At 67.7% G+C, this 12,592-nt stretch carries 14 protein-coding genes; 6 read left to right on the forward strand and 8 right to left on the reverse strand.

Annotation, left to right across the window (positions count from 1 at the left end):
- Positions 1-211 precede the first annotated feature (211 nt).
- Positions 212-856 (forward strand): LysE family translocator, encoded by a 645-nt coding sequence (locus BLQ10_RS11160; RefSeq protein ID WP_091561859.1) that lies wholly within the window; start codon positions 212-214, stop codon positions 854-856.
- A gap of 229 nt (positions 857-1,085) precedes the next feature.
- Positions 1,086-2,063 carry a thioredoxin-disulfide reductase gene (gene trxB, locus BLQ10_RS11165; protein ID WP_091561860.1) on the forward strand — a complete coding sequence of 326 codons (978 nt, stop codon included), beginning with the start codon at positions 1,086-1,088 and terminating at the stop codon, positions 2,061-2,063.
- A 48-nt stretch (positions 2,064-2,111) separates the two neighbouring features.
- Here trxB and BLQ10_RS11170 read toward each other — a convergent pair whose 3' ends face one another.
- The 5 genes from BLQ10_RS11170 to BLQ10_RS11190 all read right to left on the reverse strand — a co-directional run bounded on the left by BLQ10_RS11170 (position 2,112) and on the right by BLQ10_RS11190 (position 7,254).
- The gene (locus tag BLQ10_RS11170) at positions 2,112-3,245 is read right to left on the reverse strand and encodes a DUF998 domain-containing protein (protein WP_091561863.1); all 1,134 of its coding nucleotides are present in this window, start codon (positions 3,243-3,245) and stop codon (positions 2,112-2,114) included.
- Between the two features lie 201 nt (positions 3,246-3,446).
- Positions 3,447-3,953, reverse strand: coding sequence for a universal stress protein (locus BLQ10_RS11175; RefSeq protein WP_091561864.1), 507 nt, complete (start codon positions 3,951-3,953; stop codon positions 3,447-3,449).
- Positions 3,954-4,035: 82 nt separating this feature from the next.
- On the reverse strand, positions 4,036-4,887 hold the full coding sequence (locus tag BLQ10_RS11180; protein WP_091561867.1) for an SDR family oxidoreductase: 852 nt from the start codon (positions 4,885-4,887) through the stop codon (positions 4,036-4,038).
- 179 nt (positions 4,888-5,066) lie between these two features.
- Positions 5,067-5,864 (reverse strand): dioxygenase family protein, encoded by a 798-nt coding sequence (locus BLQ10_RS11185; RefSeq protein WP_091561869.1) that lies wholly within the window; start codon positions 5,862-5,864, stop codon positions 5,067-5,069.
- 91 nt (positions 5,865-5,955) lie between these two features.
- Positions 5,956-7,254 (reverse strand): acyl-CoA dehydrogenase family protein, encoded by a 1,299-nt coding sequence (locus BLQ10_RS11190; protein WP_254785515.1) that lies wholly within the window; start codon positions 7,252-7,254, stop codon positions 5,956-5,958.
- Between the two features lie 258 nt (positions 7,255-7,512).
- Here BLQ10_RS11190 and BLQ10_RS11195 point away from each other — a divergent pair, with 258 nt between their 5' ends.
- Together BLQ10_RS11195 and BLQ10_RS11200 are read left to right on the forward strand one after the other, a co-directional pair.
- On the forward strand, positions 7,513-7,851 hold the full coding sequence (locus tag BLQ10_RS11195) for a YnfA family protein (protein WP_091561871.1): 339 nt from the start codon (positions 7,513-7,515) through the stop codon (positions 7,849-7,851).
- Between the two features lie 8 nt (positions 7,852-7,859).
- Complete coding sequence (locus BLQ10_RS11200; protein WP_091562043.1) at positions 7,860-8,264, forward strand: type II toxin-antitoxin system VapC family toxin; 405 nt, start codon at positions 7,860-7,862, stop codon at positions 8,262-8,264.
- Between the two features lie 12 nt (positions 8,265-8,276).
- Here BLQ10_RS11200 and BLQ10_RS11205 read toward each other — a convergent pair whose 3' ends face one another.
- The gene (locus BLQ10_RS11205) at positions 8,277-9,692 is read right to left on the reverse strand and encodes an aminotransferase-like domain-containing protein (RefSeq protein WP_091561873.1); all 1,416 of its coding nucleotides are present in this window, start codon (positions 9,690-9,692) and stop codon (positions 8,277-8,279) included.
- On the opposite strand from BLQ10_RS11205, the gene BLQ10_RS11210 reads away from it, so the two are divergent.
- Positions 9,691-10,632 (forward strand): DMT family transporter, encoded by a 942-nt coding sequence (locus BLQ10_RS11210; RefSeq protein ID WP_091561875.1) that lies wholly within the window; start codon positions 9,691-9,693, stop codon positions 10,630-10,632. The genes BLQ10_RS11205 and BLQ10_RS11210 overlap by 2 nt on opposite strands.
- A 118-nt stretch (positions 10,633-10,750) precedes the next feature.
- Positions 10,751-11,428: an FMN-binding negative transcriptional regulator gene (locus tag BLQ10_RS11215; protein WP_091561878.1), complete on the forward strand. Its 678-nt coding sequence runs from the start codon at positions 10,751-10,753 to the stop codon at positions 11,426-11,428.
- Between the two features lie 42 nt (positions 11,429-11,470).
- Here the strand turns inward: BLQ10_RS11215 and BLQ10_RS11220 are convergent, their stop codons facing one another.
- Together BLQ10_RS11220 and BLQ10_RS11225 are read right to left on the reverse strand one after the other, a co-directional pair.
- Positions 11,471-11,827: a hypothetical protein gene (locus tag BLQ10_RS11220; protein ID WP_091561880.1), complete on the reverse strand. Its 357-nt coding sequence runs from the start codon at positions 11,825-11,827 to the stop codon at positions 11,471-11,473.
- 40 nt (positions 11,828-11,867) lie between these two features.
- Positions 11,868-12,590 (reverse strand): SDR family NAD(P)-dependent oxidoreductase, encoded by a 723-nt coding sequence (locus BLQ10_RS11225; protein WP_091561882.1) that lies wholly within the window; start codon positions 12,588-12,590, stop codon positions 11,868-11,870.
- Positions 12,591-12,592 lie beyond the last annotated feature (2 nt).

Raw genomic sequence — 12,592 nt, forward strand, 5'->3', positions numbered from 1 at the left:
CCCACCGTAGTGCGATGTTGATGCCACGCTAGCTTTCCGGCGTCCACAGCGAATCATGCCCGGCGGGTGAGGTTTCAGCCCCCAAGGGTCGGAGTGGCCAGGGACGAACACGGGCCACCGCCAAGATGGCCTAACCTTGAAGACTGCCCTAGCTTGCCCGGCAGTCTTTTCACGTCCCACCAAAGCGCCCGATCCCCGGAGGCAAACCAAGATGCTCGAACAGCTAGCGGCCTTTGTGCTGACCTGCCTTGTCGTGGTCCTGGTGCCCGGCCCGGACTTTGCGCTCGTCCTCAGGAATGCGGCCCGCGGCCCTCGGGCCGCAGCAGCCGCCGTCGCCGGAATCATGGTGGGCAACACGTTTCTTGCCGCGCTGGCCGTGCTCGGTGTCACGGCGCTGCTGGGGGCATCGGAGGTTCTTGGGACCGGAATCCGGATCGCCGGGGCCGCGTACCTGCTCTACCTTGGTGCCCGGGCGCTCGCAGAGGCATTCGCCAGAAATCCCATGAAAGACAGCCTGCCCGCGGTACCCGGCCCTGGACGCCAACCCGGTGGGAGTTCGCCTTTCGTGCAGGGAATGGTGAGCAACCTGCTCAACCCGAAAGTCGCGGTCTTTTACTTGTCCCTGTTCCCGCAATTTACTGTTGCCCCGTTGCCTGCCTTCGCCCAGCACGCCTTGATGGCGGCCATTTTTCTACTGATCGCGCTGGCCTGGTACGTGCTGGTGCTTAGTGGGCTCAGGAAAGTGACCGGTTTTCTCGCCCGGCCCCGAACCGGCCGGATCGTCGTCGGGAGTTCGGGCGCGGTCCTGGTCGGGGTTGGCGGCACGATCCTGACGCAGACGCTGGTCTCCGCCTAGCCGCTCCCTACAACCCGCGCCGCACAGCTGCGCAACAAAGCTGCGCCGTCCCGCGAGGGTCTCCGGGTCACCCGAAACGGGTGATGGCTGGCTCTGGGACCGTGTGCAAGTATGAACGCCACATGGTCTCCCGGAGCGATGGCCAGCGCGCTGGCCCCCGGGCGGCCCGGCGTTCATTATTGTTACCCCGTAGTTCCCCGTCAGTTCAGCTCCGTCAGGAGACACCCCCATGGGCACTCAACAGCTGATCATCATCGGATCCGGTCCTGCCGGCTACACCGCGGCAATCTACGCCGCCCGCGCCGGCCTCGAGCCGCTGGTCGTCGCCGGAGCGGTCACCGCCGGCGGCGCCCTCATGAACACCACCGAGGTGGAGAACTTCCCCGGCTTCCCGGGCGGCATCCAGGGCCCGGAATTGATGGACGGCCTCCAGCAGCAGGCAGAGAAGTTCGGCGCCAAGGTGGTGTTCGACGACGTCACCGAAGTCCGGCTCGCCGGCCATCTCAAGCGAGTGGACACCGGAGCCGGGGAGACCCACGAAGCGCCCGCCGTCATCCTCGCCACCGGCTCCGCCTACAAGGAACTCGGCCTGCCCGAGGAGAAGAAGTTCAGCGGCCACGGACTCTCCTGGTGCGCCACCTGCGACGGCTTCTTCTTCCGGGACCAGGACATCATCGTGGTAGGCGGCGGCGACTCGGCCATGGAGGAAGCCACCTTCCTGACGCGCTTCGGGAAGACCGTCACGGTGGTTGTCCGCAAGGGCGAGCTCCGTGCCTCCCGCATCATGGCCCAGCGCGCCAAGGACAACCCCAAGATCAGCTTCGCGTGGAACTCCGCCGTCACCGCCATCCACGGGGACTCCAAGGTCACCGGCGTCACCCTGACCGACACCCGCACCGGTGAAACCCGTCAACACGGAGCCACCGGCATCTTCGTCGCGATCGGCCACGTCCCGCGGACCGAACTGCTCGGCGGCCAGGTGGACCTCGACGCCGAGGGCTACATCAAGGTCGACTCCCCCACCACGGTCACGAACCTTTCCGGCGTCTTCGCCTGCGGGGATGCCGTGGACCACCGCTACCGGCAGGCCATCACCGCCGCCGGGACCGGTTGCGCCGCGGCCCTCGACGCCGAGCGCTATCTTGCGGCGCTCGACGACGCCGCCAGCATCGCCACCGCCCTGGTCGAGGAACCCACCCACTCGTAGACCACGGCACCGGCCACGGGGGGAAGCTTCACACCTGGCCGGCGGCACTCACGGTTCGGCCGATGTTTCGTCCGTTGCGGTTGGGGCAGGCCGGGCTGCCGCACCGGTGGGCTGTGACAGCCGGCGCGCTTGGAGGTCTGCGCCGAACTGGTCGGCATCGACGGCGGCGAGGTTGCGGATCAGGACGATGAGCCAGGCGAAGACCAGCGAGGATGCGATGAGCTCCACAGCGGTGAGGTTGTAATAGCCGACGGGGAACCACAGCACAGCAGCGACGACTATGACTGCCAGGAAGACCCATCCTAGCGCAGCGAAGGTCCCCGAGATGGAGGGAACCAGGGCTCGGATACGGACGATCAAGGACGCGAACACCACCACCATGCCGGAAGCGACCAGGGTATGAATCCCGAAGCGCTCATCGACGGGAAATAATCCCACGCCGGCGAGGAAGACGCCGATGAGGACGATGCCGCCTTCGAGTACCCTGACCTGATGCCGCGCCGAGGCGGTCTTCGCGGTCGCCGCGAGCGTCGCCGTCGCATAGCCCGCCAGGGTGGTGACCACGACGCCGGCGACGATCAAGGTGAAGTTGAACGCCACCCCGGAAACGTCGGAGCTTGTACCGAGTGCGCTGAGGTTCTCCTGCCACCACTGCGGGTTCTCGGCAGTGAGCATGCTTGTGAGTACCCCGGTGACCAGGAACCCGGCGAGGAGCGCGGAGAGCCGGTAGGCGGTCATGCTGAGCGCGGAGAGGTAGGCGGTGTAGGCGCTGATGGCGCCCGTAGTCCCGACGAGGATGGCAGCCGCCAGTGGATAGAGGACTGCGCCGATGAACGCCCGCTGGAAGATCGAGAAAAGCGCCAGCCAGCCGAGCAGGAAGATACACGCGTGTGCCAGCGAGAGACCTGCGATGTCGATGCCATTGCGAATCCGGCTGCCCCCGCGGGCCGGCAGTGACCAGGACTTCCCGCGTTGCACGCAACCGGCCACCGCTGCCCCTGCCCCCAGAACCGCCGTGCCGAGAGCCGCTATGTCACCGGCCGATCCTCGTCCGGACAATGGGACAGGTTCCCGCCACACCAGCAGGAACGCGACGACGCCTAGGACCAGGAAGCCGGCGCTGCCCACGACGAGCGCCCGCGACTCGGATGTGACGGCTGCGCGGTGGGTTGGGTCCGACATCACTCACTTCGATTCGCTGGCGTTGCAACCGCTGCAGTTCCGCCGTCAGGGCCAGCCCCGGGCGGCCTACACCGGCGATAACCCAACGTTATGACCGCTTGGGCTTGGTGCCGTCACCCAGAGCGGATGAAACCCGTGGGCGCCGGGGCGGACGGCGTGGGCGCCGCACCCATGTTTGCGGGCGGCATGGCCGGGCGCGGGTTACGGCCCCAAATGCGGAATGATCAGCACGGGCCTGGCCTGCAGACGTGTCAGGGACACGCTGACCGAGCCCTCCAGCAGCCGGCTCATCCGGGCAATCCGCCCGGGCCGCTGTCCGCCGACTATCAGCGCGGCCGCATCCGTGCTTTCCGCCAGCCGGCCCAGGGCCTGGGCGACTTCACCGTTCAGCACCCTGAAGGACCACGACCCGCCCGGCGGCCCGAGAAAGCCCTCAAGGCCGGCGAGCAGCTGCGAGGCGGGGAATTCGGCTTCCATATTGCGGACAGGATCCAAGGAAGTGGCGTCCAGGAAACCAGCCGGCTCCCACTCCGTGAGATAGCTGGCCGGGTCCACGAATGCGCAAATCAAGTGCGCCCCGGTTATAGCGGCCAGCCCTGCGGCGGTCCGCACCAGCCGCTCTTCGATTTCCCACGGCGCGCCGAGGACCAGCGGGCCGTCCGTCCACGCCCCGTGACCGGCCTGCCCGAAATCAGCTGGCGGTTCCACGGAACCACTGGCCGTCTATGCCCCGGACGTGCAGAGAATCCACGCCTTCATTATGCCCATTGCCGGCCCTTCGGCGAAGGCACTAGCTCGCGGACTCCAGAGCCTGCAGCAACGGCGTCGTCGGCCGTCCGATCAGCCCGGACAGTTCGCCAGTGACGGTAGCCAGCAGACCTGCCTTGGTGTCCGTGTCCAGGGCGGCGAGGAATCCTGCAGTGCCCCCGTCGAGCCCGGCAGCGGTCAGGACCTCAACCAGTTCGGAGGCCGAGACGGGCTGGTAGACAACTTCCCTGCCCGCGATCTTGGTGATCGCCGTCGCCAGTTCCTTGAAGTCCCAGGCGTAGTCGCCGGAGAGCTCGTAAGTGCGCCCCTCGTGCCCGGCGGAGCTGAGCACAGCCGCGGCGGCGGCCGCATAGTCTGCCCGTGTGGCGCTGGCCACCCTGCCGTCACCGGCAGCGGCCACAACGGCGCCCGTCTGCCGGGCCGTGGCCACGGTCTGGGCATAGTTTTCGGTGTACCACCCGTTGCGCAGGATTGTGTTGTCCAGCCCCGACGCGCGGATAAGCTCCTCTGTCGCCTTGTGCTCGGGCGCCAGGATCAGCTCGGTGGTGTCCGCGGCGAGGACGGACGTGTAGGCGATGAACCCGACCCCTGCGGCCTTGGCCGCGTTGACCACGTTGGCGTGCTGGGCGACGCGGGAGCCAACTTCGCTGCCGGAGACCAGCAGGAGTTTGTCGACGCCCGCGAAGGCTTCCGTGAGCGCCGCCTGATCGGAATAGTCCGCGACCCGCACCTGGACGCCGCGGGCACGGAGCTGCTCGGCCTTCGCTGCGTCGCGCACCACGCCCACGAGCGAACCCGGTTCCTGGCTGCTGAGAAGTTCTTCGAGGACCAGCCGCCCCAGCTGTCCTGTGGCACCCGTTACTGCAATCGTCATGTTGTGCTCCTAGAATTCGCGGTGAAGTTCAAATCAGTGGTGAAGTTCATGCCAAGTTTCTGGCAGGCCGGCGAACCGGCGCCCGGAGTCCACAACCGACTCCCCCTGCACGTCATTCCCGGTATTACGTTGTGCGTCGCCGGCAACTGCGGCCGACGATTACGGTTCGGACCTCACGTCTAGGTCAGGGTCCACGAACGCTTGGACAGCCCGAACCAGAACCCGTCGATCGCCGCCTTGGCCTGAATGTCGCCCGAGGCGTAGGCGGCCCCGAGGGCAACATAGAGCGGGGCCCAGTGCTCACTGCGGGGGTGCGCTTCGCGGGCGGCCGGCGCCTTGTTCAAGAAGTCCAGGATGGAGTCGACGTCGCCGCGGGCCATGGCCTCCTCGGCCCAGTGGTCGAACTCACTCGACGCCGCGGGCGGGGTGCTGTCCGGTCCGCCGGCGGGATTGAACCAGCGCAGGTTGTGCGTGGTGAATCCCGACCCGACGATCAGCGTGCCCCGCTCACGCAGGGGCCCCAGTGAGACTCCGAGGTCGAACAATCCCTGCGGATCGAGCGTCGGCATGGACATCTGCACCACCGGCACGTCCGCCGCCGGGTACATCTCTTTCAGCGGAACGTATGCACCGTGGTCCAGGCCGCGGCTTTCGTCGCGCGCCACGTGATGGCCGTGGGCGGCCACGAGCTTTTCCACTTCCGCAGCCAGCTCGGGCGCCTGCGGCGCGTCATAGGCCACCTCGTAGTACTTCTGGGCGAAGCCGCCGAAGTCGTAGACCAGCCCGGGATCACGCCCGGTGGCACTGAGCGTCACGGGGGCATTCTCCCAGTGGGCGGAGACCATGAGGATGTCCTTGGGCTTGCCGAACGTGCCGGACCAGCCATTGAGTTCGCGGGTCCATGTGGAGTCGTCGGCCAGCGGGGGCGCTCCATGGCTAAGGAAGAGGACGGGAGGCCGGTCGGCTGTCTGAGTCATGGAATCAGCGTAACTCGTTTTTATTGAAGCTTCAAGTTTCCTGTGCGCTGGCACAGTTCCGAACGAGCGCACGGTTAGAACGAGCGCATAGTCAGAACGAGGGCACAGTGAACCCCAGGCCCAGGAGGCCCCGTCCCGCCTGCTCGAGGACAGGATCCCTGGTGAGCGCCGCATGATTCATCAGGACATTGACGTCGCGCTGGATCCTTTGGAGCGGGTTCGACAGTCGGTGGACGCTCCCGCCCGATCCCGTCATGATGAGGCGGACCGCCTCGGCCGATGCTTCGCCGCTCAGCGCAAGGGACAGCCGGTATGCTCCGCGCTCCCGGTCCGTCATGGTTGAGGGCGTGCGAGCATGGGAAGCCGCGACCAACCGGACTGCTTCCCGCCAGTGCAGCTGAGCCGTAGCAACCAGTCCATAGGCCTGGGCATAGCGGACCTGCGCGAGTGGTGAATCCGCCTGGCGATCCTCCACCGTGTGCTTGACCTTCCGCACCATGATTAGCTCGCGGAACAGTTCGATGGCGTACTCGGCGGAGCCCAGTGCGGCGGCCGGAGCCACCATGTTCAGGAGCGGCCCCATGGGCGTGTGGACCAGCGGATCCTGGTGCAGCATGCTGCCCGGGTTGGCTTCCGCGCCCAGGAGCTCCCAGTCCAGCGTTCGATACTCAGGGACGAACAGGTTCTCGGCCCGGATGTCGTTGCTCCCGGTCCCCCGCAGCCCGGCCGTCTGCCACACATCGAGGAGCTCGACGTCGGCCAGCGGCACGAGGCACTGCAAACGCACGCTGCCGTACTGCGCGGCGAGCAGCGCCCACTCCGAATGCATGACCCCGGAAGCAAAGTTCCACCGGCCCGTGATGGCATAGCCTCCGGGGACATTTTCGGCCACACCTGCAGGCGAACCGGTAGCGGCGGCCAACGGGGCAGGACCATTGGCGAAGACTTCATCCTGCGCCTCCCGGGGCCACCGCGCGAGCATCCAGACGTGCTCGATCAGGTGGCCGACACTCCAAGCAGTGGAGGCGCAGCCCCGGGCGAGCCGGCGCACCACCTCAGCATAGGTCTCCAGTCCCATGCCGAATCCGCCGACGGCCTTCGGCGAAAGTGTGTGAAAGATTTCGGCGGCCTGCAGCTCAACCATGGTGGCGTCCGGGATGCGGCGAAGGCGCTCCGTTTCTTCGGCCCGTTCGCGCAGGCCGGCAACGAGCCCTTGTGCCCGGGCGATCATGTCCTCGCCGGTCGGGACGACGGCAGGCTCCGCAGCACCGCCCCGGGCCCCCGGCTCGGCGCGGACGGTGGCTTTCCGCGCATCATCGCCCACGCCGACGTGGGAAGGGGGCGCGATCGCGCGGGCAGTGTAATCGCGCTTGATTGACGCAATGGTCATCTCAGGTCCTCAGGTCTTCGGCAATGGGTTCAAGTGTCCGGACAGAACGGAAGCGATCAGCCCGACGGCGTCGCTTCCCTGGCCCCTCACCCAATTTTACTTGAACATTAAAGTTATAATACCCGTCTGCTGGCGGCGCAAGCGATGTCCCTGTGTGACGGGTCCGGCGGAGGCATCGGCGTGCACCGCGCGGGCGAGTGACCGGGCAGCCCAAACGAGAAGACAGTGCCAACATCAAGACAGTGCCATCATGAAGACGTGACCATAGCGAAAACGATCATGCTCTTCATCCTTGCCGCGGCAGCTGAAATTGGCGGGGCCTGGCTCGTCTGGCAGTCCGTCCGCGAGGGGCGGGACTGGTGGTGGGCCGGATTGGGGGTCGCGGCGCTGGGCATCTACGGCTTTGCCGCGACGCTCCAACCGGACGCCCACTTCGGCCGCATTCTCGCCGCGTACGGCGGCGTGTTCGTGGCCGGCTCCCTGATGTGGGGCATGATCTTCGACGGCTTCCGGCCCGACCGGTGGGACATCCTGGGCACGGTGATCTGCCTGTTCGGGGTCGCCGTCATCATGTTCGTTCCCCGCGACGCCGGCTGAAGGTGACCGTGACCCGATTCGTGATTGGCCCGGATGTGGCCCTCTATCTCGCCCGTGGCGGGGCGGCGATCGCCGAGGATCATCAACTGGTGGCGCCGACGCTACTTCGCTCGCAGGTGCTCTCGCTCCTGTACCAGTCGGTCCGGCGCGGCGACGTGACGCAGGCCGAGGCCGATCGTCAGCTCGACTACCTGCGGGGCCTTCGCATCCGGTTCCTCGGCGACCGTGTCCTGCAGCGCGCTGCCTGGAGGCTCGCCGAGCAGCTTGGATGGGAAGACACCCTCGACGCCGAATACGTGGCCCTGACCCGGCTTCAGGCGGACGCGTTTGTGACGCTCGATGCCGGGCTTGCCAAGGCCGTGCAGGCATTCGTGACGATCGCGGAGCCCCAGGTGCTGCTTACGCCCGCATAGGGCGGCTCCGGCCTACCTCCCGACGGCGCGCTCGAGCACCTGGCCGAGGATACGGGCGCCTTCCCGAAAGGCACCCGGGTTGGGGCCGGCGTAGTTGAGCCGGATGTACGGTCCCGCCGGCTCGGCCGGGAACCACTCGGTGCCGGCGGCGATGATGACCCCGGCAGCCTCGCAGTCACTGACAATTCGGTCGACGTGGGTCCCGTCGGGCAGGCGTGCCCAGAGGTTCAGCCCGCCCGTGGGCACGTGCTCCACGTGGGCCTGGGGGGCATGCTCCCGCAGGCTGCTGACCAGCAGGTCGCGCCGGACCAGGAGCTGGTGCCGCAGCCCGCGCAGGTGCGTCTGCCACGCCGGCTGCGTCACGACGTCGAGGGCGGCCGCCTGGAGGACGCCGCTGACATACATCGATTCGGCGCCGCGGTCCGCCAGAATACGGTCGCGTGCCGGGCCGCGGGCGGTTACCGCGGCAACGCGGATGCCCGGGGACACGCTCTTAGTCAGCGAGCGAAGATAGACGACATGGCCGGAATCGTCACGGGCGGCCACGGGCGCGGCCACGGTGGTGATGCCGAAATCATGCGCCCAGTCGTCCTCAACCAGGAACGCCCCAGATGCCCGCACCACCTCCAGCACCTCCTCGCCCACCCGGGCCGGCCACTGCGCGCCGGTGGGATTGGCGTAGTTCGGCTGCGCATAGAAAACCCGCGCGCCGGTTTCGTCAAAGGCGCGGGCCAGTTCCTGCGGGTCCGGGCCCTCGGGGCCGCTCGGCACCGGGACAACACGGACCCCGGCCTGCGCCGCAGCCAGGATAGCCCCCCAGTACGTTGGAGATTCCACGAGCAGCGGCTGCCCGCTGCCAACCAGTGCCCGGAACACGGAACTGAGCCCGCTCTGGCTGCCTGGGAGTACGATCACGTCGCTCGGCGTTGGCGGCGTGACGCCGGCCGGCGTGGCGGCCCGGAGTTCCTGCGCGAACCAGGACTGCAGTTCGGGCAGGCCCGCCGCGGGCGGACGGGACAAGGCCGCCTCACCCCGGGCTGCGCGCGTCAGGGCCGCCCGCACCAGGCGCTCGGGCAGGAGTTCCCGCTCCGGATAGCCGGAGTGGAATGCGATGACATCGTTCGGCGCGCTGCGCATTGCGGTGGAGACGGGGCGCAGCGGCGCCCGGGGTGAGCCCAGCGCGGACGTTTGCCAGCCGTAGTCCGCAGGCCGGGCTGTCCGGACGGCCCGCACGAAGGTCCCCACGCCGGGACGGCTCTCGATCACGCCCTGCGCGTCGAGCATCCGGAGCACCTTCTGCACGGTCACCGGGCTGGCCTGGTATTCGGCAACCAGGGACCGCGTCGAGGGCAGCCGGGCACCGGGCGCGGCATCTGCAATCCATTCCCGGAGCCGAGCCGCAATTCGCGAGGTGCTATCGTGGTACATGAGAGCCAATAGTAGCGCTACTACCGATATAGACCAACCGCTATCCACCCGACCGGCAACCGGACTGTGGTGGGGACTGCTCGGCGTCGCGGCCTTCTCCTTCACGGTGCCGTTCACCCGTGTGGCGGTTGTCGGGCTGTCTCCGTTGTTCGTCGGATCGGGCCGGGCCGTTGTCGCTGCGGCCCTCGCGGCGTGCGCCCTCGCTCTGACCCGGCAGCGTCCGCCCCGCGGTGTCCAGTGGGCGCGCATCGCCGTCGTCGCCGGCGGAGTGGTGGTCGGCTTCCCGCTGCTGACCTCCTTCGCCCTCGCCTCCGTTCCCGCCAGCCACGGAGCCGTCGTCATCGCGCTACTCCCGGCCGGGACCGCGACGATGGCGGTACTTCGCGGCCATGAACGCCCGTCAAACACCTTTTGGGCCATCACCGGCGTTGGCGCGGTTGCGGCCATCGGCTTCGCGTCCGTGCAGTCCGGCGGCATCGGACAGCTGCAGCTGGCGGACCTGCTGCTCTTCGGCGCGGTCGTGTCAGCGGCGATCGGCTACGCCGAAGGTGGCAAGCTGGCCCGCGAACTCGGCGCGTGGCAGACCGTCTCCTGGGCACTTGTTCTCGCATCTCCCCTAATGGTGGGCATGGCGGCCTTCTCCATGGCCGGGCAGCCGCCATCCGCCACTGCTGTACAGTGGGCGGCCTTCGCGTACCTTGGGGTTGTGAGCATGTTTCTCGGCTTCTTCGCCTGGTATCACGGCCTGGCCATCGGCCCTATGGCGCAGGTCAGCCAGATCCAGCTCGTCCAGCCTGTGCTGAGCATCTGCTGGGCCGGGCTCATACTGGGCGAGGACCTGACCTGGACCACCATCGTCGGCGGCGCCGCGGTGGTTTTCTGTGCCGGCCTGGCCGTCCGCTCCCGGTCCGGCCCCCCTAGGGCCAAGATGGCGAGGTGACGGCGCAACAGTCCCGCTGACCCCACCGCGGTTCCTCCCGGCCCCTTGCCGGCAAACCGCGCGCACGCCCCACACTCCGCAGCCCGTGTCCGATCCGCGATCCGAATGGAAGATCCCCGTGTACATCCCCGCACATTTCGCTGCCGGCCCCGCTTCAGTCCAGCAACTGCTCAGCCGCCCGGCCGCCGCCAACTTGATCACCGCAACGGCGAACGGCATCCTCGCCACGCTCATGCCTTTTGTCTTCGACCCGACGTCGGGTGAACACGGTGCCTTGCACGGGCACCTCGCGCGCAACAATCCCCAGTGGTCCGAACCTGCCGCCGGTGAATCGCTCGCCATCATCCAGGGCGCCGACGCCTACATTTCGCCGTCGTGGTACGCGTCCAAGGCAGAGCACGGACGCGTCGTTCCGACCTGGAACTATTCCACCGCCCACGTGTACGGCAACCTCATCATCCACGACGACCCGGCCTGGCTCGCCAGCCATGTGAGACGGCTCAGCGATCACAATGAAGCCGGCTCGAAGCGGCCGTGGACGGTCGACGACGCCCCCGAGCGCTACATTGCCGGCCAGTTGCGTGCGATCGTCGGCGTCGAACTTCTCATCACCCGGATCGAGGCGAAGCACAAGCTGAGCCAGAACCGGCCCGACGCCGACGTTGACGGTGTGGTGGCCGGGCTGCGGGCCCGCGGGCAGCTGCAAAGCGCCGCTGACGTCGAGAACGCGCGTGCCCAGGCAGACGAGCAGATTCGTTGCCCGCACTCCGACGTCCCGGTCGGGCCTCCTTCCTGATGGCCGGTTGCTGGATACCCGCAGCCCCGGACCCTTACCGCGTCACGAGTCCGTTTCAGTAGCGGAATCCTGTGCCATCTCGTGGCCGAGTTTCAGCACCCGGAGCGCCAGTTCCGCCGTGTCCAGCTCGCCCGGTTCCAGGTCCCCCGTTTCCAGGTCCGCGGCACGACGCAGGTCCTGCCACCGCGCCCCCGGCTTGCCCCGTAGGACAGCCCACCACAGCGCTTCCACGGTTGACACGGCTTCCGTGACGCCCTTCGGTCCCGAGACCAGCCAGCCGCTGCTGGTCGCGGCCACTTTCGGGGCTCCCGGCCAGGAGTGGCAGGCACCGTTGATCGTTTGGGCGACGATCAGGTGCTTCCGCAGCGTCCTGATCGGCCCCAGGACGGGATCGCGCACTACACTTCGTCCGCAGGCACCGCACATGTGAAAGTCCCTCCTAGGGCATGACGTCGCCGGAATTGGGCCCGAGTGTCTGCCCGACATACAAGTTGCCGCCCGGATCGCTGGCAAGAAGCAGCGCCGTCGGGGCCACCTCGGCCGCCAGCCCGAAGCGAAGCAGCGGCAGCCCGGCGCGCTTCGCCGCCTTCCACTCCTCGGAGATGCCATCAACCAGGGGCGTCTCGATGGGGCCCGGAGCGATGGTGTTGACCAGCACGTTGTCGGCGGCGGTTTCCAGGGCCAAGGCCTTGGTCAGCCCCACGACTCCGGCTTTGGCGGCACTGTAGTGACTCAGCCCGGTGCCGCCCTTGATCGCCAGCTGGGAGGCGATGTTGATGATGCGGCCCCACTTCTGCTGCCGCATCTCCCCCACCACCTCCCGGCAACAGAGGAAGACACCCGTCAGGTCAACGGCAATCGTCTCGTTCCACATGGCAAGCGTCATGTCCTCCAGCGGCGATTCCGTCAGCAGGCCGGCGCTGTTCACGAGAATGTCGATGCTGCCGAGCTGGGACCGTGCGGCGGCGAAGGCCGCCTTCACGCTCTCTTCATCCGAGACGTCGACGGCGATGCTTCCCGCCGCGCCCGACCGGTCCAGGACAGCGACTCTGTCGCCGTTGGCGGTGAAGGCTTCGGCGATGGCTTTGCCGATGCCGCTTGCTCCCCCGGTGACCACTACAGCGCGGCCCTCCGTGGTTCGGGAGGCGTCAGGGTTGTTCATGC

Source organism: Arthrobacter sp. ok362 (assembly GCF_900102785.1).
In the GTDB taxonomy this organism is placed as follows: domain Bacteria; phylum Actinomycetota; class Actinomycetes; order Actinomycetales; family Micrococcaceae; genus Arthrobacter.